25 protein-coding genes and 1 pseudogene are annotated in these 20,225 nt (G+C 63.4%); 15 read left to right on the top strand and 11 right to left on the bottom strand.

Going from position 1 to position 20,225, the window contains the following annotated elements:
* Nucleotides 1-125 precede the first annotated feature (125 nt).
* From L981_RS21325 to L981_RS21295, 7 genes are all read left to right on the top strand, one after another.
* Nucleotides 126-998 (top strand): carbohydrate ABC transporter permease, encoded by an 873-nt coding sequence (locus tag L981_RS21325; protein WP_043620731.1) that lies wholly within the window; start codon nt 126-128, stop codon nt 996-998.
* Between the two features lie 5 nt (nt 999-1,003).
* Nucleotides 1,004-1,834, top strand: a complete 831-nt coding sequence (locus L981_RS21320; protein ID WP_034794097.1) for a carbohydrate ABC transporter permease — start codon at nt 1,004-1,006, stop codon at nt 1,832-1,834.
* Between the two features lie 11 nt (nt 1,835-1,845).
* The gene (locus L981_RS21315) at nt 1,846-2,847 is read left to right on the top strand and encodes an ABC transporter ATP-binding protein (RefSeq protein ID WP_034794095.1); all 1,002 of its coding nucleotides are present in this window, start codon (nt 1,846-1,848) and stop codon (nt 2,845-2,847) included.
* Nucleotides 2,844-3,617: an L-iditol 2-dehydrogenase gene (locus L981_RS21310; protein ID WP_043620728.1), complete on the top strand. Its 774-nt coding sequence runs from the start codon at nt 2,844-2,846 to the stop codon at nt 3,615-3,617. The genes L981_RS21315 and L981_RS21310 overlap by 4 nt, the downstream gene beginning before the upstream one ends.
* Before the next feature lie 40 nt (nt 3,618-3,657).
* Complete coding sequence (locus L981_RS21305) at nt 3,658-5,142, top strand: mannitol dehydrogenase family protein (RefSeq protein WP_043620725.1); 1,485 nt, start codon at nt 3,658-3,660, stop codon at nt 5,140-5,142.
* Between the two features lie 6 nt (nt 5,143-5,148).
* The gene (locus tag L981_RS21300) at nt 5,149-5,817 is read left to right on the top strand and encodes an HAD family phosphatase (RefSeq protein WP_043620722.1); all 669 of its coding nucleotides are present in this window, start codon (nt 5,149-5,151) and stop codon (nt 5,815-5,817) included.
* A gap of 148 nt (nt 5,818-5,965) precedes the next feature.
* Entirely contained in the window at nt 5,966-7,549 is a 1,584-nt protein-coding gene (locus tag L981_RS21295; RefSeq protein ID WP_043620719.1) for an FGGY-family carbohydrate kinase, read from the top strand.
* Between the two features lie 193 nt (nt 7,550-7,742).
* Here L981_RS21295 and L981_RS34650 read toward each other — a convergent pair whose 3' ends face one another.
* Both L981_RS34650 and L981_RS21290 read right to left on the bottom strand, forming a co-directional pair.
* Nucleotides 7,743-7,964, bottom strand: a complete 222-nt coding sequence (locus tag L981_RS34650) for a hypothetical protein (RefSeq protein ID WP_156134182.1) — start codon at nt 7,962-7,964, stop codon at nt 7,743-7,745.
* Nucleotides 7,965-8,006: 42 nt separating this feature from the next.
* Nucleotides 8,007-8,801, bottom strand: coding sequence for a response regulator (locus L981_RS21290; protein WP_043620716.1), 795 nt, complete (start codon nt 8,799-8,801; stop codon nt 8,007-8,009).
* 154 nt (nt 8,802-8,955) lie between these two features.
* On the opposite strand from L981_RS21290, the gene L981_RS21285 reads away from it, so the two are divergent.
* The 3 genes from L981_RS21285 (at nt 8,956) to L981_RS21275 (ending at nt 11,396) form a co-directional block, all read left to right on the top strand.
* Nucleotides 8,956-9,150 (top strand): NepR family anti-sigma factor, encoded by a 195-nt coding sequence (locus L981_RS21285; protein WP_034794063.1) that lies wholly within the window; start codon nt 8,956-8,958, stop codon nt 9,148-9,150.
* Nucleotides 9,151-9,158: 8 nt separating this feature from the next.
* Entirely contained in the window at nt 9,159-9,713 is a 555-nt protein-coding gene (locus L981_RS21280; protein WP_043620713.1) for an RNA polymerase sigma factor, read from the top strand.
* A 180-nt stretch (nt 9,714-9,893) separates the two neighbouring features.
* Entirely contained in the window at nt 9,894-11,396 is a 1,503-nt protein-coding gene (locus L981_RS21275) for a sensor histidine kinase (RefSeq protein WP_043620710.1), read from the top strand.
* 107 nt (nt 11,397-11,503) lie between these two features.
* Here L981_RS21275 and L981_RS21270 read toward each other — a convergent pair whose 3' ends face one another.
* The 7 genes from L981_RS21270 to hemP all read right to left on the bottom strand — a co-directional run bounded on the left by L981_RS21270 (nt 11,504) and on the right by hemP (nt 16,644).
* On the bottom strand, nt 11,504-11,935 hold the full coding sequence (locus L981_RS21270; RefSeq protein WP_043620707.1) for a hypothetical protein: 432 nt from the start codon (nt 11,933-11,935) through the stop codon (nt 11,504-11,506).
* Nucleotides 11,936-12,011: 76 nt separating this feature from the next.
* Nucleotides 12,012-12,380, bottom strand: coding sequence for a DUF883 family protein (locus L981_RS21265; protein WP_034794036.1), 369 nt, complete (start codon nt 12,378-12,380; stop codon nt 12,012-12,014).
* Between the two features lie 176 nt (nt 12,381-12,556).
* Nucleotides 12,557-13,348 (bottom strand): heme ABC transporter ATP-binding protein, encoded by a 792-nt coding sequence (locus L981_RS21260; protein WP_043620703.1) that lies wholly within the window; start codon nt 13,346-13,348, stop codon nt 12,557-12,559.
* A gap of 8 nt (nt 13,349-13,356) precedes the next feature.
* Nucleotides 13,357-14,475, bottom strand: a complete 1,119-nt coding sequence (locus L981_RS21255; RefSeq protein ID WP_043620700.1) for an iron ABC transporter permease — start codon at nt 14,473-14,475, stop codon at nt 13,357-13,359.
* Complete coding sequence (locus L981_RS21250; RefSeq protein WP_043620697.1) at nt 14,462-15,412, bottom strand: hemin ABC transporter substrate-binding protein; 951 nt, start codon at nt 15,410-15,412, stop codon at nt 14,462-14,464. The genes L981_RS21255 and L981_RS21250 overlap by 14 nt, the downstream gene beginning before the upstream one ends.
* Before the next feature lie 22 nt (nt 15,413-15,434).
* Nucleotides 15,435-16,496 (bottom strand): hemin-degrading factor, encoded by a 1,062-nt coding sequence (locus L981_RS21245; protein WP_043620792.1) that lies wholly within the window; start codon nt 16,494-16,496, stop codon nt 15,435-15,437.
* Nucleotides 16,497-16,506: 10 nt separating this feature from the next.
* Entirely contained in the window at nt 16,507-16,644 is a 138-nt protein-coding gene (gene hemP, locus L981_RS21240; RefSeq protein WP_034794249.1) for a hemin uptake protein HemP, read from the bottom strand.
* Between the two features lie 251 nt (nt 16,645-16,895).
* Between hemP and L981_RS21235 the strand changes: the two genes are divergently transcribed.
* The 5 genes from L981_RS21235 (at nt 16,896) to L981_RS21215 (ending at nt 19,556) form a co-directional block, all read left to right on the top strand.
* Nucleotides 16,896-17,333: a hypothetical protein gene (locus L981_RS21235; RefSeq protein WP_043620694.1), complete on the top strand. Its 438-nt coding sequence runs from the start codon at nt 16,896-16,898 to the stop codon at nt 17,331-17,333.
* A 78-nt stretch (nt 17,334-17,411) separates the two neighbouring features.
* Nucleotides 17,412-18,317, top strand: coding sequence for an energy transducer TonB (locus L981_RS21230; protein WP_043620691.1), 906 nt, complete (start codon nt 17,412-17,414; stop codon nt 18,315-18,317).
* A gap of 203 nt (nt 18,318-18,520) precedes the next feature.
* Nucleotides 18,521-18,934 carry a DUF2325 domain-containing protein gene (locus tag L981_RS21225; protein ID WP_043620688.1) on the top strand — a complete coding sequence of 138 codons (414 nt, stop codon included), beginning with the start codon at nt 18,521-18,523 and terminating at the stop codon, nt 18,932-18,934.
* A 28-nt stretch (nt 18,935-18,962) separates the two neighbouring features.
* The gene (locus L981_RS21220; RefSeq protein WP_043620684.1) at nt 18,963-19,232 is read left to right on the top strand and encodes a hypothetical protein; all 270 of its coding nucleotides are present in this window, start codon (nt 18,963-18,965) and stop codon (nt 19,230-19,232) included.
* A 9-nt stretch (nt 19,233-19,241) separates the two neighbouring features.
* Nucleotides 19,242-19,556, top strand: coding sequence for an antibiotic biosynthesis monooxygenase (locus tag L981_RS21215; RefSeq protein WP_043620682.1), 315 nt, complete (start codon nt 19,242-19,244; stop codon nt 19,554-19,556).
* Nucleotides 19,557-19,644: 88 nt separating this feature from the next.
* On the opposite strand, the gene L981_RS21210 is transcribed toward L981_RS21215, so the two are convergent.
* Together L981_RS21210 and L981_RS21205 are read right to left on the bottom strand one after the other, a co-directional pair.
* Nucleotides 19,645-20,013, bottom strand: a complete 369-nt coding sequence (locus tag L981_RS21210) for a DUF423 domain-containing protein (RefSeq protein WP_043620790.1) — start codon at nt 20,011-20,013, stop codon at nt 19,645-19,647.
* Nucleotides 20,014-20,015: 2 nt separating this feature from the next.
* Nucleotides 20,016-20,225, bottom strand: a pseudogene (locus tag L981_RS21205) (globin); the annotation flags it as partial.

The raw sequence follows: 20,225 nt of genomic DNA, 5'->3' as shown, positions 1-20,225 counted from the left end.
CGGCGCCCCGGTAATTCTCCTCCGGGCAGCTCTCCTGGAGGATTTTCCGCGGCGCGCGCGGCGAGCCCCGCGCGCCCGGTCCGAGCTCTCGAACACGCGTTGAATTCCATCATTTGGGGGACGCCATGGCGACCTTGCACACACGCTCCGCCGCGCGGCTGATGATCGCGCCTTCGGTGCTTCTGCTTCTGGCCTGGATGATCGTTCCCCTGGCCATGACGATCTATTTCTCGTTCCTGCGCTACAATCTGTTGATGCCGGGCATGGAAGAGTTCACCGGCTTCACGAACTACAAATACTTCCTGACCGATCCTGCTTTCTTCCAGGCGATCTTCAACACGCTGGCGATCGTGCTCGGCGTCTTGTTCATCACCGTCGTCGGCGGCATCGCACTTGCGCTGCTTCTCGACCAGCCGATGTTCGGGCAGGGGATTGTGCGCATCCTCGTCATTGCTCCCTTCCTGATCATGCCGACGGTGGCAGCGCTCGTCTGGAAGAACATGTTCATGAACCCGGTCAACGGGCTCTTTGCCTGGATCGCCAAGCTCTTCGGGCTGCAGCCCTTCGACTTCCTCGCCAATGCGCCGTTGATGTCGGTTATCCTGATCGTCGCCTGGCAATGGCTGCCCTTTGCGACGCTCATCCTTCTGACGGCACTGCAGTCGCTCGACGAGGAGCAGAAGGAAGCAGCCCAGATGGACGGCGCCGGCGCCTGGAGCCGCTTCATCTACCTGGTGCTGCCGCATCTTTCCCGCGCGATCACGGTCGTCATTCTCATCCAGACGATCTTCCTGCTCTCGGTCTTTGCCGAAATCCTGGTCACCACCAATGGCGGCCCGGGCACGCAGAGCACCAACCTGACCTTCCTCGTCTATGCGCAGGCTCTGCTGCAGTTCGACGTGGGTGGTGCTTCGGCTGGCGGCATCATCGCGGTCATCCTCGCCAACATTGTCGCATTCTTCCTGATGCGCATGATCGGCAAGACGCTGGAGGCTTGAGAACCATGGCACGCAACGTCTCCACCCAAAGAAAGATCGTCGTCACCGTCGTCGCCTGGACGATCGGCATCCTGATCTTCTTCCCGATCCTCTGGACGTTCCTGACGAGCTTCAAGACCGAGGCCGAGGCGATCGCTTCGCCGCCGTCGCTGTTCTTCTTCGACTGGACGACGGAGAACTATCACGAGGTGCAGAGCCGCTCGAACTACTTCCTGCACTTCATGAACTCGGTCGTCGTCTCCTTCGGCTCGACGCTGATCGGCCTGATCATCGCCATCCCGTCCGCCTGGGCGATGGCGTTCTCGCCGACCAAGCGCACCAAGGACGTGCTCATGTGGATGCTGTCCACCAAGATGATGCCGTCGGTCGGCGTGCTGGTGCCGATGTATCTGTTGTTCCGCAACACCGGCCTGCTCGACACCCGCACCGGCCTCGTGATCGTGCTGACGCTGATCAACCTGCCGATCATCATCTGGATGCTCTACACCTACTTCAAGGAGATCCCGGGCGAGATTCTCGAAGCGGCCCGCATGGATGGCGCCTCGCTCTCCAAGGAGATCATCTATGTGCTGACGCCGATGGCGATCCCCGGCATTGCCTCGACGCTGCTCTTGAACATCATCCTCGCCTGGAACGAGGCGTTCTGGACGCTGAACCTCAGTGCCGCCAAGGCGGCGCCGCTGACAGCCTTCATCGCCTCCTATTCGAGCCCCGAAGGCCTGTTCTACGCCAAGCTTTCGGCCGCCTCGACCATGGCGATCGCCCCCATCCTCATACTCGGCTGGTTCTCGCAGAAGCAGCTCGTGCGCGGCCTTACCTTCGGCGCGGTCAAATAAGGGATACGACAATGGGAAGCATTACACTCAGCAAGGTTTCGAAGGTCTTCGGCGCCCATGCCGTCATCCCCTCGATCGACCTCGACATCAACAATGGCGAGTTCGTCGTCTTCGTCGGCCCGTCCGGTTGCGGGAAGTCGACGCTGCTCCGGCTGATCGCCGGCCTGGAAGACGTCAGTGACGGCGATATCGTCATCGACGGCAAGAACGCCACCGAACTGCCGCCGGCCCAGCGCGGTCTCTCGATGGTGTTCCAGTCCTACGCGCTCTATCCGCATATGAGCGTGCGTTCCAACATCGCCTTTCCGCTGAAGATGGCGGGCGAAGACAAGGCCGTCATCGACAAGAAGGTGTCGGATGCAGCCCGCGTGCTGAACCTCACCGACTATCTCGACCGCAAGCCACGGCAACTTTCCGGCGGCCAGCGCCAGCGCGTGGCGATCGGCCGGGCGATCGTTCGCCAGCCGAAGGCGTTTCTCTTTGACGAGCCACTGTCGAACCTCGACGCGGCGCTGCGCGTCAACATGCGGCTGGAAATCAGCCAGCTGCACCAGGACCTGAAGACGACGATGATCTACGTCACCCACGACCAGGTGGAGGCCATGACCATGGCCGACAAGATCGTGGTGCTGAACCGCGGCCGCATAGAGCAGGTCGGCTCGCCGCTCGACCTCTACCACAAGCCTGACAATCTGTTCGTTGCCGGCTTCATCGGCTCGCCGCGCATGAACATCGTCAGCGGTGCGGCGGCTTCCGCCTATCAGGCGCATACGATGGGCATTCGTCCCGAACACCTGGCGCTTTCAAAGGAAAGCGGAACCTGGCAGGGCACGGTCGGTGTCGCCGAACATCTCGGCTCCGACACCTTCCTGCATGTCAATGTCGACAATGTCGGCACGGTGACGGCACGCGTCAGCGGTGACTTCGCGGTGACCCACGGCGACCGCGTCTTCCTGACGCCCGATCCGCAGCGCGTCCACAGGTTCGATGAAAAGGGGCTGGCAGTTCGATGAAACGTCTTGAAGGAAAGAGCGCGCTGATCACCGGGTCCGCGCGGGGGATCGGTCGTGCCTTTGCGGAGGCCTATATCCGCGAGGGCGCCACGGTCGCGATCGCCGACATCAACATCGAGCGGGCGCGGCAGACGGCCTCCGAAATCGGTGCCGGCGCCTATGCGGTCAAGATGGACGTCACTAGCCAGGCGTCCATTGATGCGGCGATCGCCGCGGTCGTCAAGGAAACGGGCGGGCTCGACATTCTCGTCAACAATGCCGCGCTCTTCGACCTGGCGCCGATCGTCGAGATCACCCGCGACAGCTACGACCGGCTGTTTTCGATCAATGTCGCTGGAACGCTGTTCACCATGCAGGCGGCCGCAAAGCAGATGATCGTGCAAGGGCGCGGCGGCAAGATCATCAACATGGCGAGCCAGGCCGGACGCCGCGGCGAAGCGCTGGTCGCGATCTATTGCGCCACCAAGGCGGCGGTCATCAGCCTCACCCAGTCGGCCGGCCTCAACCTCATCAATCACGGCATCAACGTCAACGCGATCGCGCCCGGTGTGGTCGATGGCGAACACTGGGACGGCGTCGATGCGCTGTTCGCAAAATACGAGAACCGTCCGCGCGGCGAAAAGAAGAAGCTCGTCGGCGCAGAGGTGCCCTTCGGCCGGATGGGAACGGCCGAGGACCTGACGGGCATGGCGATCTTCCTCGCGTCAGCCGAGAGCGACTACGTCGTCTCGCAGACCTACAACGTCGACGGCGGCAACTGGATGAGCTGAACCGGCGTCAGCCGGTGAAGCCTCGAAAGGATACGGGATCATGACGACCAAACTCTCAACTGCCGCCCTCGACACGATCAAGGCCAAAGCCGGCGTGCCGGCCTATGACCGATCGCAACTGACGGCGGGCATCGTGCATTTCGGCGTCGGCAACTTCCACCGGGCGCACCAGGCCGTCTATCTCGATGATCTCTTCAACGCCGGCTTCGACAGGGACTGGGCCATCATCGGCGCCGGCGTCCTTCCCTCCGACGCGACAATGCGCGCCAAGCTTGCCGCGCAGGATTTCCTGACGACCGTCGTCGAGCAGGACAACAACCGCACAGGCGCCCATGTGACCGGCGCAATGATCGACTATCTGGAACCGGGTGACGTCGCCGGGATCGTCGCCAGGCTCGCCGATCCCTCGATCCGCATCGTCTCCTTGACGATCACCGAAGGCGGCTACTTCATCGATCCGGCCTCGGGCGTGTTCAACCCGACCCATCCGGACATCGTCGCCGATGCGCGGAACCCGGCCGCTCCCAAGACCGTGTTCGGACTGATCGTCGCCGGCCTGAAGGCGCGCCGGGACAGGAACGTGCCGCCGTTCACCGTGATGTCCTGCGACAACATTCCGGGCAATGGCGAGGTTACCCATGCGGCAGTGTCCGGGCTTGCCCGCCTCCATGATCCGGCCTTCGCCGACTGGATCGACGCCAACGTCGCTTTCCCGAACGGCATGGTCGACCGCATCACGCCGGCAACCGGCGCGCGCGAGATCGGCATCGTTGCCGACGACTACGGCATCGAGGATGCCTGGCCGGTGTTTTGCGAGGAATTCAAGCAGTGGGTGCTTGAGGACCATTTCCCGCTCGGTCGCCCGGCGCTGGAGAAGGTCGGCGTCCAGTTCGTGCCTGATGTCGCGCCCTACGAGCACATGAAGATCCGCATCCTCAATGGCGGCCATGCGGCGATCGCTTACCCCGCCGCTCTTCTCGACATTCATTTCGTCCACGAGGCGATGGAGGAGCCGCTGATCCGCGCCTTCCTTGCCAAGCTCGAGCATGACGAGATCATCCCGGTCATTCCGCCAGTGCCGAACACCGATCTCGGCGATTACTACAAGCTGATCGAGACGCGTTTTTCCAATCCGAAGATCGGCGACACGATCCCGCGGTTGGCGCAGGACGGCTCCAACCGCCAGCCGAAATTCATCCTGCCCTCGACCGCCGATCGGCTGGCGCGCGGCGAGGATGTCGTCGGGCTGTCGCTCGTCTCTGCGCTGTGGTGCCGATACTTCGCCGGCACGTCGGACAGCGGCAAGACGATCGCCTTCAACGACCAAAGCGCCGACCGGCTGAACAGGGCGGCGCTTGCCGCCAAGGACGATCCCATGGCCTTCCTGGCGCTTGGCGACATCTTCGGCGACGTCGCGCGCTCCGATCTCTTCCGTCGTCGTTTCGCCCATGCATTGAAAACCCTCTGGGAAAAGGGTACGCGCGCTACGCTCCAGCTTTATCTGGACGGCAAGCTTGAGGGATGAAGTGCGATGGCGGATGCGGCGTCGGGGTTGGTGATCTTCGATTGCGACGGGGTGCTCGTCGATAGCGAGCCGATCTCGCTGGAGGTGCTGGTAGACGTGCTCTCGGCCGCCGGCGTCTCGATGACCACCGAGGAGGCGACCGAACGCTTTCTCGGACGCAGCCTCAAAAGCATGTCGGCGACCCTGCATGACGAATACGGGCTTGCGACCGACGATGCGTTTCTGGAAGGCATGCGCCTTCGCCTTTACGACCGTTTTCGCACCGAGCTGCAGCCGATCGCCGGCATCCGGGGCGCCGTCGAAGGCCTGAAGGGCGCCTGCTGCGTCGCTTCGTCCAGCCAACCCGAGCGCATCCGCCTGTCGCTGACCGTCACCGGGCTCATCGATCTCTTCGAGCCCAACATCTTCTCCGCCACCATGGTGAAACACGGCAAGCCGGCGCCGGATCTCTTTCTCCACGCGAGCCGCCAGATGGGCTTCGAACCTCACGACTGTGTCGTCATCGAGGACAGCCCGGCCGGGATAGAGGCGGCGAAGGCGGCGGGCATGCGGGTCTTCGCCTTTGCCGGCGGCAGCCATGCGCGTACCGACAAGCATCGGCAGAGTCTTGCCGCCCTCAGTCCCGATGTGCTGTTTGACGACATGGGCGAATTGTTACAGTTTGTCGGCCGGTAGCAGCAGGGACGAAACGGGAGCGGGACGAGGAACATGTGCGCGGTTTTCCGCCTGCACGTCCGCTCTCCTTCATGACAATCGATCACGGTTGTGACGGGGTCTGGCAGATCCTAAATCAGCGTGATCTTGGGGGCGGGGACTTTCTTTGATGCGTGAATTCGTCGTTGCGGTCGATGTCGGTACCGGCAGTGCGCGCGCCGGTATTTTTGACGGCAAGGGCAGGTTGCTTGCGCGCGCCGACCTGCCGATCGCCATGAACCGGCCGGAAGAAAACCACGCCGAGCACGATTCCGAAGATATCTGGCGCGCCGTCTGCGGCGCCGTCAAAGCGGCGAAGGAAAAGGCCGGGATCGCTGCGGAGGATATTGCGGCGATCGGCTTCGACGCCACCTGCTCGCTGGTGGTGCGCGACCGTGAGGGCAAGCCGCTTTCGGTCAACCGCAAGGGCGAGGCGCGCTGGGACACGATCGTCTGGCTCGACCACCGGGCGCTCGCCGAGGCGGATTTCTGCACGGCGACCGGTCATCCGGTACTCGACTTCTCCGGCCGCGTGATGTCGCCGGAAATGGAAATGCCGAAGCTCATGTGGCTGAAGCGGAACCTGCCGCAGCAATGGCAGAAGGCCGGCTTCTTCTTCGATCTTGCCGACTATCTTTCCTGGCGGGCGACCGGCAGTGCTGCGCGCTCGCGCTGCACGCTGACGGCCAAATGGAATTACCTGGCGCATGAGAAGCGCGGCTGGCAGCCGGACTATCTCGCAAAGATCGGGCTCGAGGATCTCATCGAGCGCGGCGGCCTGCCGGAAGAAACCCTGCCGATCGGAAGCTCCGTCGGCCACCTGAGCGCTGCAGCCGCTGCCGAGCTTGGCCTCGACGAGGCCTGCCAGGTGGCGCCCGGCATGATTGACGCCTATGCCGGCGCGCTCGGTGTTGTCGGCGGCTTCATCGGCAAGCCGGAGAAGCTCGAAAGACAGCTGGCGCTGATTGCCGGCACGTCGAGTTGCATCGTCGCCTTTTCCAAGGACATGAAGCCGGGCTTCGGCATGTGGGGGCCGTACTACGAAGCGGTGCTGCCCGGCGCTTGGCTGATCGAGGGCGGACAGTCGGCGACCGGCGCGCTGCTCGATCATATCGTGCGGCTGCATGGCGGAGGCCTTGAGCCAACCGCCGAAACCCATGGCCGGATCATCGCGCGGGTGCAGGAACTGCGCGCCGAGCAGGGCGTGACCTTTGCCGAGCGGCTGCATGTGCTGCCCGATTTTCACGGCAACCGCTCGCCGCTCGCCGACCCGCACGGCCTCGGCGTCATCAGCGGTCTGCCGCTCGATTCCTCCTTCGACGCGCTCTGCCGTCTCTACTGGCGCACTTGCGTCGCGATCGCGCTCGGCATCCGCCACATCCTGGAGATGATGCGGGAGGTCGGCTACCAGCTCGACACGCTGCACGTCACCGGCGGCCATGTCCGCAACGCGCTGCTCATGGAACTCTATTGCGACGTCACCGGCTGCCGGGTTGTGGCGCCGGAGGCGCCGGATGCCGTCCTGCTCGGTACGGCGATGGCGGCAGCAGTTGCCGGCGGCATGCATGCGGATCTCGCCGCAGCCGGCGCCGAAATGGCGTCGGGTGGGCACGAGCGCCTGCCGAACGCGGCGGTTCGCGACGCCTATGATCGCGACTATCGCCGCTTCCTGGCGCTCTATCGCCACCGTGACGAGCTCGACAAAATGGAGTGACGGCTGCAGCCGAAAAGCTTGTTGCGGGGCCGTGGAACCTTTTTCCGTGTCGCGCATTTTGTTGTTGACCGGACGGTGGCGCGCATAGCCCCCAATGCGGCGCCGGAGGCAGACCGCCGGCCTACAACTCACACTCCCCGAGTGAGTTGCACATACCAGCCAGTGCCTTCCCTCGGCACTGGCTGTTGTGTTTTCAGGTGGCTGTCTCTTGCGAGAAATCTGACAGCATCTGGTGACGCGCGACGGGAACAAGCCGCCGGTCACCGCGCAGGGCGAGTGATGAAATTGCCGATGTCAGGTCAGAGATTTCTCGTCGGGACGTTCCGGCAATCTTGCCGAACCAGCTCCCAAAACGACCTGCAGCGGCCACACGCCGGAAGACGCGGAGCCGCTGCAGGATCTTGATTGGCTGCATGCCCCCTCGACCTTTACAGTCGAGGGAAACATGCAGTCGCGCTCAGGCCGCCGCCTTGGTGGATTCGTTGAAGAACAGAGCCTGGCTGATCAGCGCCTTGACCATGTCCGGATTGAACGGCTTGGTGACCAGGAAGGTCGGTTCCGGCCGTTCGCCGGTCAGGAGCCGCTCCGGGAAGGCGGTGATGAAGATCACCGGAATGGCGCTCGTCTTCAGGATGTCGTTGACCGCGTCGATGCCGGAGCTGCCGTCGGCAAGCTGGATATCGGCAAGCACCATGCTGGGCCGTGTCTTCTTGTAGAGTGCGATTGCTTCGTCGCGCGTGCGGGCGATGCCGGTGACGCGATGGCCGAGGCTTTCGACCATCTGTTCGATGTCGATGGCGATCAGCGGTTCATCCTCGATGATCATGATGTCGGTTGCAACCTGGCGCGAGATTTCCTGCGAGGCGCGATCGAGCAGGCCGCCGACCTTGTCGGTGCTGACGTCGAGAACTTCGGCCGCTTCCTCGGGCCGGAAGCCTTCGACCGAGACCAGAAGGAATGCCTGGCGGGCAAGAGGCGAGACGGTTGCCAGATTGATCGATGCGCGCTGCTCCCAGGCAAAGGGTGAGACCGGTTCCGGGACGAGCACGGACGAAGATCCGAAGAGCGAGGTGAACAGGCGGAACAGGCCAACGCGGTCATTGCTTGCTTCGGGGAAAATCGACGTGTCGGCGATCAGCGCTTCGAGAACGGCGGCCACATAGGCGTCGCCTGATGTCTGCGAGCCGGTCAGCGCGCGTGAATAGCGGCGCAGGTACGGCAGGAGCGGTGCGATCCGCGTGGACAATGTCATAGAGGAACTCCCTCGAAAATCGTTTTACGGTGACGTTGCGAGAACGCTCTTCGTAAAAAAAGGTTCCGCGAGGGAACATTTCAATTTTCAGCGGCGTTATGGCGGCTAAGGACAGTTTTGGCGATTACGGACAGTTGAAGGCGACAGTTTGAAAATGAAACATAAAACAGGGGCAGGGCGGACCACCGGCACGACCTTATGGACAGAAGATCCAAATGCGCAAATTGCAGCGAAGCTGAAGGCGCTCTATCAGTCCGTGCAGGAAGAGGCGATACCCGCGCGTTTTCTCGATCTTCTGGAAAAACTCGACGCGGCCGAGCAGCAATCGGCGCTGCAGGGCAGGGAGTGAGTACCGGAATGTCATCCGAAAATAATGATTTCAAACGTGAGATGCTGGCCGCGTTGCCGAGCCTTCGTGCCTTCGCCATGTCGTTGATCGGCCGTCACGATCGCGCCGACGACCTGGTCCAGGATACCATCATGAAGGCCTGGGCGAAGCAGGATCACTTCGAGATGGGCACCAACATGAAGGCCTGGCTCTTCACCATCCTGCGCAACGAGCTCTATAGCCAAATGCGCAAGCGCGGACGCGAGGTTCAGGACAGCGACGGGCATTTCACCGAGTCGCTTGCCCATCATCCCGAGCAATATGGTTCGCTGGACCTGCAGGATTTCCGCAAGGCGCTCGAGATGCTGCCGCCCGACCAGCGCGAAGCCATCATCCTCGTGGGCGCCTCCGGCTTTTCCTACGAGGAAGCGGCCACGATCTGCGGCTGCGCGCTCGGAACGATCAAGAGCCGCGTCAACCGCGCGCGCCAGCGCTTGCAGGATATTCTTCAGGTGAAGGGCGAAAACGACTACGGCCCCGACGAGACGTCGGCCCCGATCACGTCGCGCGCCTTCGTTTCCTGAGGAAGTTTCGAACTGGACACCGTTGCAAAAGCGACGGTGTCCTGCTTTCACTGACGCTTGCGCCCGAGAGGGAAGAGCGCAATCATGACGATTTTGGGTCGATATGCCCAGAACCGAGCGAGATGCGGGTGCAGCTCTCAAGGGGCTCCCCAGCCCGCTCAGATTGGGAATTGAGACCGAATGCGCATGAGGACTGAAAGGACAGACCCGCCCGTCACGAGGCTGCTCGACGCGCCCGAGCGTCTGAGCGTCCTGCACGCGACCGTGCCCGACATGGCGGTGCCGGACCGGGATTTCGATGGCATCGTTGAAATTGCGGCCGGCCTCTTCGAGGCGCCGATTGCGCTGGTAACCTTGATCGATCGCGAATGGCAGTGGTTCAAGGCGGCGGTCGGAACCACGGAGAGCCGGGCGTCGTCGGAGGAGTCCTTTTGCGTGCAGGTGGCGGCCGAGGCGGGTGCCAGCCTTGTCGTGCTCGACGCATCGACTGATCCGCGGTTCATGCGGCGCTCGCGGGTGGTCGGCCCGCCGTTCCTGCGGTTTTATGCCGGCGCGCCGATCATGCTCGAGGGGCAGGCAGTCGGCACGGTCTGCGTTCTCGACGACAAGCCGCGCGCCGACGTGCCGCAGGCGCTGATGGACCAGCTGGGGCGGCTCGCCGGGCTTGCTGCTTCCCTCTTCAAGATCAAGGACGAAGCGCGCCGGCGCGCGCTGAAAGAGGCGGCGCTGTCACGCGAGGAGCAGCGCCACGCCATGGCGCTCGAAGCGGCGAACATCGGCAGCTGGCTGTGGGACATCCGCTCCGGGGCCATTGCCGGCAACAGCGCGATGAAACGCATGTTCGGCTTGCCGGCCGACAGTTTCGTCGGCGCCCGCGAGATCTTCGGAGCGATTCATATCGACGATCGCGGCGCGACCTTTTCAAAGCTGCGCCAGGCGATGAAGGCCGATGATGAGTACGACGGCATGTTCCGTGTCGGCGACACCGGCCGCTGGCTGCTCGGGCGCGGCCGCGTGCATGATCGTGACAGCAAGGGCAATCCGTTGACGTTCATCGGCGTCACCATCGATGTCACCGACCAGCAGGCGTCGGTGCAGCGCACCCGGCTGTTGCTGAAGGAGCTCAACCATAGGGTCAAGAATACGCTCGCGATGCTGCAGTCGCTTGCCCGCCAGACATTGCGCCAGACGAGCGATCCGGCGGAATTCATGACCGCCTTTGCCGGCCGTTTGCAGGCGATCTCCGAAGCGCACGGGCTGCTTTCCGACCATGAATGGGGCACGATCCGGCTTGCCGACCTCATCGCCAAGCAGCTGCTGCCGCATGTCAATTGCTATGCCGAGCAGATCGAGATCCACAAGGACGAGATATCGCTCGGGCCTGACCAGGCGGTCGGCCTCGGTCTGGTTCTGCACGAGCTTGCCACCAATGCCGTCAAATACGGGTCGCTGTCGGTGCCGAAGGGGAAGGTCGTTCTGACGGCGCGCAACATGATCGAGGATGGCGAAAGCGTTCTGCATCTCACCTGGACCGAAGTCGGCGGGCCGCCGGTGCGCGAGCCGAAGCGGCGCGGCTTCGGCTCGATCCTGATCGAGCGGAGCCTCGATAAGGTCTTGGGCAGCTCGGTCAAGGTGGAGTATCTGCCAGCCGGCGTTACCGCGCTTATCCGCCTGCCGCTTTAAGGCGTTGATCGCAACCGACGCAAGCGCGCAAGCTTCTCCGGCCAGACACCAACGGTCTTCGGAGCGGGGAAAGTTCGAAAACGGGCTGGGAAGCCCGTGCTTGATCGTCAGTCGTCGCGCCGGCGCTCGCGCCGTTTGCCGGTTCCGACCAGTGCTCCGATCGCAAGTGCGGTAGCGACAGCCAGCAGCGGTTGTTTGCGCAGAATGCCCGCGGCGGCAAGCAGTGTCAGGTTGGTTTGCACTTGTCTGCGTCGGCGACGTTCTTCGGCCAGGCGGCGGTCGCGACCTTGCAGCATCGCCATGATGCCGAACAGCACCAGCGCGGTCACGAAAAACGCGATCGCGATCGCGACGGAGGCCGTGACCGGACTGTACACTTCGCTGAGATAGAGGAATGTGGCCGCGAGGCCGAAGACATAAGCTGTGGCAAGCAGCAATCCCATGATGCCCCACAGGATCGCGTTGCGTTTCACGCGCGCAGTGGCCGCGCCGATATCGGCGCTCATCAGCGCGGTCAGGGCTGCAGTCAATGGTCCCATGAATTGCCCCCGGTCATCTGCCCCTCGATCTCAGCGGATGGGTTGCACCCATCCGCCTTAACGGCTCGCATCGTCGTCAGCGACGAAGAAGAGCGGCGATCGCCAGACCGATCAGGGCGGCGGCACCGAGGGTGGCAACGGGATGCTCGCGCACGGCGTGCCGAACCTGCTTTTCCGTGCCGGCGTAGCGATCGCGAAGCTCGGCCAGCAGATCTTCACCGCTTGCCAACAGCTCGCTGAGGCCCGCTTCGGCCTGCTCGCGGGCGTCCTGCGCCTTGCTGCGGGCCTGTTGCGAAGCCGTCGATCCGCGATCGGCCAGGAGGGCGACGAGCGTCGCCACATCATTGCGCAGTTCGCCCAGTTGTTCCTCGATGGAGATGTCGGCGAGCTTGCCGTTGCTTTTTGTCGAACGCGAGCTCGAACCGGAGAAGAGGCCTGACGCCATGACGAATACTCCCTTTCACACATGCGCCGGCCGCGAACGGTCGGCGCTTCCTGATCAAACCGGCGGGCACAACTGCAGGCCTGCGCCGGCGCTTCGGGAAGACAACGCGCAAGTGCGGAAATTGTTTCGATAAATCTTGGTGTTGGCTCTCGGAAGAATCCGGGCGTGCGCTCGCGTCAGAGCGATGCGGTTTGCGGCAGCACGAAGGGCACGGGTGCGGGCGGCGCGACGCCCACCCGCATGCGGCAGCCGAAGACCGCTTCCATCGTCTCGTCCGTCAGCACCTCGGCAGGCGCGCCGCTGGCGCGGACCTTGCCGGCCTTCATCATGACCATATGGTCGGCGAACATGGCGGTGAGATTGAGGTCATGCATGACGGCGACCACACCGCCGCCGCGTTCGCAAAAGTTGCGCGCAAGCTGCATGATGCCGAGCTGGTGGCGGATATCGAGGCTGGAAACGGGCTCGTCGAGCAAGAGATACCGCGGCTCGCCATCGGCAACGGGTTCCGAGATCTGGCAAAGCACGCGGGCAAGCTGCACGCGCTGTTGCTCGCCACCGGACAGTTCCTGGTAGAAGCGCCCGGCAAAACCACCGAGATCGACCGCTTCGAGCGCTTCCGCAGCGATCCGGTCGTGCAGCGCTGCGTCGGCGTTTGCGCCTGCGGCAAGTCCGAGCCGAACCACTTCGCGCACCGTGAACGGGAAGGAGATGACGGTCGATTGCGGCAGCACGCCACGCATCGACGCGAGCTCCCAGGGCTTCAGGCCGCGCAGGTCACGGCCGTTGATGCGGATCGTCCCGCCCGCTGGCGCAAGCTCTCCGGAAATGGCCTTCAGCGTCGTGGTCTTGCCGCAGCCGTTCGGGCCCACGATCGCCGTCAGCGCGCCAGGTCGTGCGTCAAGCGAAACGCCGTGGAGGACCGGTCGCCCGCCGAGGCGGACGGAGAGATTGGAAACGTTGATCATGGCTTTGCTCACAATCCCATGTTCGAACGGCCGCGCAGCAGGATCCAGAGGAAGAACGGTGCGCCGATAAAAGCGGTGACGATGCCGATCGGCAGCTCCGCCGGGGTAACGATGGTGCGGGCGATCATGTCGGCAAGGATCAGAAGCGTCCCGCCGAGCAGAGCCGAGGCCGGCAGAAGGTAGCGGTGATCGGGGCCGATGACGAGGCGCAGCAGGTGCGGCACGACGATGCCGACGAAGCCAATGCCGCCGCTGACGGCAACCGACGCGCCGGTCGCCGCAGCAACACTGACGATCGCGACGTTCTTCAGCCGCTGGACAGGAATGCCCATATGGAAGGCTGCCGCCTCGCCAAGCGTGATCGCGTTGAGGCCGCGGGCAAGGAACGGCGTGACGGCGAGGGAAAGCAGGATGATCGGCGCCGATGCCAGGATCTTCGTCCAGTTGGCGCCGGCCAGCGACCCGAGGCCCCAGAAGGTGAGGTCGCGCAACTGCTTGTCGTCGGCCATGAACACCAGCACGCCGGTGACGGCGCCGGTCAGCGCACCAAGCGCGATGCCGGCCAGAAGCAGGGTGGCGATCGAGGTCTGTCCGCCGCGCGTGGCAATGCGGTAGAGCAAAAGCGTCGTGACGAGGCCGCCGAAGAAGGCGGCGACCGGCAGCGCATAGAAACCGAACAGGGCAAACAACGGCCCGAAGGTGGTGGTGCCAAGCACGATCAGCAGCACGGCGCCTAGGCTTGCGCCCGAGGAAACGCCGACGAGGCCGGGATCTGCCAGAGGATTGCGGAACAGCCCCTGCATGACCACGCCGGAAACCGCGAGCGACGCGCCGACGAGCATGCCGAGCACGGCGCGCGGCAGCCGGATATCGAGAATGATGATGCGGTCGCGGATGCTCAAGGCCTGGTCGGCCTCGCCGATCAGCCAGCGCCAGACATTGGCGAGCGACGCGTCGGCCGCACCGGTCATGATCGAGCCGACGAAGGTGGCGATGGCGATGACCGCTAGGGCGACGACGAGAAGCCGGGCGAGCCGCGAGCGATTGCCCGCACGCCATTCGTCGCGGATGTCGGCGGCCAATCCGGTCAGGCGCATGCCGCGGTCCAATGCCTCACTGCGAGGCATTGGCCTTCTTCCCGTAGATGGCGGCATTCAGTTCGCGAACGGCGCTTGCCGTGCGCGGGCCGAAGCCGAGCAGGTGCAGCCCGTCCATGCGCACGAGCGCCTTGTTCTTGGCCGCAGGGGTCAGGCTCAACGCCGGCATGGCGAAGAGTTCTTCCGCCTTGGCGGAGTGTTCGCCGCCGCGATCCATCATCAGGATGACGTCGGGCTTGGCTTCGACGATCGCTTCGTCGCTGAGCGCCTTGTAGCCGGGGAAGGTGCCAACGGCGTTCACCGCGCCGGCGAGTTCGATGATGCCGTTGGCGGCGGTACCCTGACCGGAGGCCATGACCTTGCCGCCCTGGGTGCTCAAGATGAAGAGCACGCGCTTGCGCTCGCTGTCTGCACGCGCGGAACCCTCGGCCACGGCCGCATCGAGATCGGCTTCGACGCTCTTGGCGAGCGTTTCGGCCTTGTCCTCGACGCCGAGGAAGGCGCCAACGGCACGGATCTTGGCGGGAATGCCACCCTTGTCGAAGGTCTCCGGCACGCTGGTGAAGGCAATGTTGGCCCCCTTCAGCACGGCCAGCGCCTCCGGCGGGCCGCTGCCTTCGACGGCGACGATGGCGCTCGGGTTGACGGCGATGATGCCTTCGGGCGCGAGCTGGCGCATATAGCCGACGTCCGGAAGCGTCTTTGCCGCTTCCGGATAGGTGCTGGTGGAATCACGCCCGACGAGACGGCCCTCTTCGCCGAGCGCATAGATGATCTCGGTGACGGCGCCGCCGACCGAAACGACACGCGAGACGTCGGCCTTCTGCGCATCCTCGGCCATGGCCGCCCGGATGAAGGCGGGGGCATCGGGTGCCACCGCCGGCAGCAGGAATGTCGCCGAAAGGGCGAAGGCGCCGAGCGCCAGGCCCGAGCGGCGAAGGCGACGGAAGTCGAGACCGTTGATCATCTTGCGTATCCTATTCTCTCGCTCAGGCGGCGACCGTCGTATCGAGGCGCGGCAGGCCCTCGGCGATCGAGCGCCATTCCGGACGCTCGGCCAGACCCTCTTTGCGCTTGCCGAAGAACTGGATGATCATCTCGCCCTTGGCGTCGAGCGCCTCGATCGAGGTGACATGGCCGTCGGCCGTCGGCTTGCGCACGGCCCAAAGCTCGGCGATGTGGTCGGTGCGCAGGTGCAGGTGGAAGGTCGGATCCATGATGTTGAGCCAGGGGCCCATCGTCGCGATCTTTTCGATCGGGCCGGAATGGATCTGGATCATGCCGCGGTTGCCGACAAAACACATGATCGGCAGTTCGACTTCGGCGCTCGCCTGCATCATCGCTTCGACGCTCTGCGGATCGAGCTGCCAGGCGAAATCGTCGCCGATGTTGCTCAGCGCCTGGCGGCGACCGATCTTCAGCTTGCGCAGAATGCCGTGGAACTGGTGGGTGTCCGTCATTTTCGTCCAGCGGTCACGCAATTCGACGACGTCGACGACGGTTTCAGGCTTGTCGTCCGTCGGCTGAACGCTGGTGTCGGCGACAAACGCCTGCGTTTGGTCGTCCAGGCGGAAGTCCGCGACGATCTTTTCATAGGCCGCGTCGTTCGATGCGGCGCGCAGGTGCACCTTGTGTACGGCGTTGCCCCACTTGTCGAAGAACTGCAGGCTCTTGCGCACTTCGCCCTTGTCGTCCTTCTTCGTCACGGCAAAGGCGTGTGCCCAGGCGCTCGGGAAAACGCGAAGGTCGATTTGCTCGCCAAGCACGATGCTTGCCATCTCGCCGGTGGTGATCTTCTCGTAGACACCGATCTTTTCGTGAACGGCGCTCTCGTTTCGGGTCAGCGCCATGACTTCGCCGAGTTCCTCGACGCGCGACAGGAAGCGGTTGGCGTCGGCATCGATGCGCACGGCCGTCAGCCCACATTCGGCAGCAACCAGCGCGGCTTCGGAAACGCCGAGCTGGGCTGCGATATCACGCTCGCGCATCTTCGGGTTTTCGGCGCGGTAGGCGCGGATTTCGGAAGGAGTGGGGCGAAGGCTCTCGGTCATTTTCATCTGCCTATTTGTTCAGGATCAGCTTGCCTTGACGGGTGATCTTCATGCGGTAGATCGCGCCGTCGTGGGAAATGAGAATCTCGTTTTCGGTGCCGAAGAGCTCGCGACTTTCGATGATCCTTTGCGCCCGTCCGGTCAGCACCGGAAGCTCCGAGGGGCGTGCGAGATTGTTGTCGTTGGTCACTGTGTTTCGGCCGTTTCGAGTGGGCAGGCCGCGCTGATTTCCCCGCATTTCCCGCCGTGCAATTCGATTACTATCTTGACTTCATTACTCATATTTATTTATGGACGCAATACCGGACTTATAAACTCAAGTTAGTTGCTGCCGGCTTGTGGACAAGGGCGTGCGGCCGGCGTTCGGTGGTGTGCTCGATCCTTTGGAGTGGTGTCGTCATGAAGTTTCCCAGCCTTCCGATTGTTTCCGTTGCTCTTGCGGCTCTCGTTGCCGCAACCGCCGCCAAGGCGCAGGAGACCGCAGCGGCCGGGGGGCTGACGATCGAGCTCAACGAGGTGGCGCCGTCGCAGAAGGGTTGCAAGCTCACCTTCGTTGCCGGCAACGAATTTGCGCAGTCGTTGAGCAAGGTTTCCTTCGAGTTTGTGATCTTCGATCAGAAGGGGCTGGTCGAGCGCATGGCCGTGCTCGATTTCCGTGATCTTCCCGCCGGCAAGACCAAGGTTCGCCAGTTCGATCTGCCCGGCACCAATTGTGATGCGGTGAAGAGCCTGCTGATCAACGATGCGCCGGCCTGTGTCGGCGACGGCGTTCAGCCGGGTGCGTGCATGAGTGGGATCAAGACCGGCTCCAAGTCGTCGGTCGAACTCAAGGGGTGAGCGGGACGGGGGCTGAGCGCGTCCGGCAATCCGAGCATGAGGTTTGCGTCGCCCTGGTGCGACGAAGGTAAGGCTGCAATGAAGCGTATCGTCATCTGGACCGGGGCCGCCGTCTTATCGCTTGCAACACATGGCGTCGTGCTCGCGACGCTGTTCGGCGGCAACCCGCCCGAGACGCAACTGGATCTGATCCAGGGCGGCGAAAGCGTCGAAGTGGCGCTCCTTGGCGATGCTTTCGAGGAAACGCTGCAATCGGGCGAAGTGTCCGATGTCGTCGAGCCCACGGACGATCTGCCCGAGGAGGTTCAGCCCGCCGAGATCCAGCCGGTCGAGGATGTCGCCCCCACGCAGGAGATCGCTGCAGAGCAGCCCCACGATCTGACGGCGACCGAGGCGGACGTGATCCTGCCGGCCGAGGAAATGCCTACCCTGCAGGTTGCCGAGGCGGTGGTGACGGCGAGCGTCGCGCCGGTCGAGACCGTCGTGCCGGAAGAAAAGCCCGAGGAGCCGAAGAAGGAAAAGGTCGAAAAACCGGAGCCGAAGAAGGAGCCGGTGAAAAAGAAGAAGGTGACCCGCAAGAAAGCGGGCGACCAGGGTGAGCAGGCGCAGAACCAGGTCAAGGGTAAGCAGGACGGCCAGGAGAATGGCAGTTCATCCGCAGCAAATGGCAACAGCCGCGCGTCCGAGGTCGGCAACGCCAACATGGAGAATTACGGCGGCAAGATCCGCAAGCGGATCACGCGCCGGTTCAAGGTTCCGGCCGCCGCACGGCGCGACGGTGTATCCGGCACGGCGACCGTTCGTTTCACGCTGACATCGAATGGAAACCTGACGCGTGTCAGCCTCGCGAGCAGTTCCGGCTCGCCGGCGATCGATGAGGCTGCCATCGATGCGGTTCGCCGCGCTGCGCCATTCCCGGCGTTTCCGGCCGGAGCGCCAAGCTCCGAATCCTTCATCGTGCCGATGGTTGCGAGCGTCCGCTGATCTTCTCCTCTTGCGGCAGAATTCGCGCAGAAGCTGCAAGAAAAAAATATGATTAGAAAACTCATGTTTATACTTTACTCTGTTTATCAAGTTTAATAGGTTGCCCTCGTCACGCAGCCGAAGGGTGTGTGTCGAGAGGATTTCCCGATGCGACCGGCTGCCTGACGAAGGCCCTTGTCGCGCGACCAGGCGGAGAAGATTGCATGCGCGGCAAGCGTCACCAGAATGCGGCGAAGAACGGCAAGGGTCGCTCCGGTTCGGAACCGGTCGAGCCCCGCCAGGAGGCCGGCAAGGCGACGCTCGAAGGGCGCAGCTTCCTCTATGTCGGCGGCCGTGATTGCCAGGTGGCGCACTTGCGCGAAATCGCCAGCTCCTTCGGCGCCGAACTGCTGCACCACGATGGGGGCCTGCGCGAGGCCGTATCGCGCATCGACCGGGTGTTGCCGTCCGTCGACTGTGTCTTCTGCCCCATCGACTGCATCAGCCACGACGCATGTCTTCGCGTGAAGACTGGCTGCAAGAAGTGGGGCAAGGCCTTCGTGCCGCTGCGCAACGGCTCGAAGTCGAGCCTGGAGCGCGCGCTTCAGGACCTGACCACCAGCCGCAACGAGCGGTAATCCTCCCAAGACCAGACGAGAATTTGCAATGAACGAAGAACGTCCCGACCTTGCCATGATGATCGGCTTGCACAAGCTGGCCGCCCAGCAGGGCGACGGCCTGGTGCCTGAACTCTACGAGATCCTGACGCGACGGGCGCGCATGGTGGAAGAGAATGCCAATGTCGCGGAGTTCCCCACCTGGCAGGCCCGCCCGCCGGTGCGCGACCCGCTCGGGCTTGTGGAGCCGAAGGAAGGAACTATCCTCGCCTTTCCGCGTGCCGCCAACGACGCCGCCCGAAAAAAAGAAAGCGCCTAGGAGTTCCTGATGTTTGTTGCCATGAACCGTTTCCGTATTGCCGTCGGCCACGAAGAGGCTTTCGAGGCCGTATGGAAGGGGCGGGATTCCAGCCTTTCGGAAATGCCCGGCTTCGTTTCCTTCCACCTCTTGCGCGGCGACAGCGTGCCGGAGGAGGGCTACACGCTCTTCGTCTCGAACTCGGTCTGGAAGGACAGGGATTCGTTTTCCGCCTGGACGAAGTCGGACAACTTCCGTGCGGCGCACAAGAATGCCGGTGAGAACAAAGCGATGTATCTCGGTCCGCCGAAGTTCGAGGGTTTTTCGGCCGTCGAAGGCGCCTGATCCGCGCGCTAGCGCTGAGATATGATCCTGATTTCGCGTGTCATTCGCCTCCCGGATGGATCTCTCCGGGAGGCGAATTGTTTTTGTGTCAGGCCGTCTTCTTCGGCAGGAAGGCGCCGAGCGAAACGGCGAGCCAGCCTGCCATGATCGTCGTGCCACCAAGTGGAGCGGACATCGGGAAGAGGCCGTGGCCCGCAACATGGCGCATGGCAAGGTCCGCCGAGAACAGCGCTGTTCCGGCTGCGATCAGGAGCGCGGCAACGGCTGCGGTTCGAAAGTGTGGCCAGGCTGCGTAAAGCGCTACCAATGCCGGGGCGTGGGCGAGGCACATCGCCGAAATGCCGGCAAGCAGCCGCGAGTCTTCGCCATGCGAAGCGGCGGCCGCGCTGACAACGCCGGTCAGGCCCATCAAGCCGGCAACAAATAGCGTCGTTGCGCGAAATCCGCTGTGCGACATGGTCATTCCTTGTTTTGCATATGAAGGGCGAGACGGGTGATCGGGTCGAGGATGATCTGCCTGAGTTTTGGATGCTCGATGGTTTCCTCAAGCGCCCGGGTGAAGCAGAGCAGCCACTCGTCCCGCTCTTGCGGCCCGATCTCGGCGACGAAATGGCGGCGGCGCAGCATCGGATGGCCACGCTTTTCGACGTAGATCGGAGGCCCGCCGAG

This window comes from Ensifer sp. ZNC0028 (assembly GCF_000799055.1).
GTDB lineage: Bacteria > Pseudomonadota > Alphaproteobacteria > Rhizobiales > Rhizobiaceae > Ensifer.
This window is presented reverse-complemented; position numbering and strand designations above follow the sequence as displayed.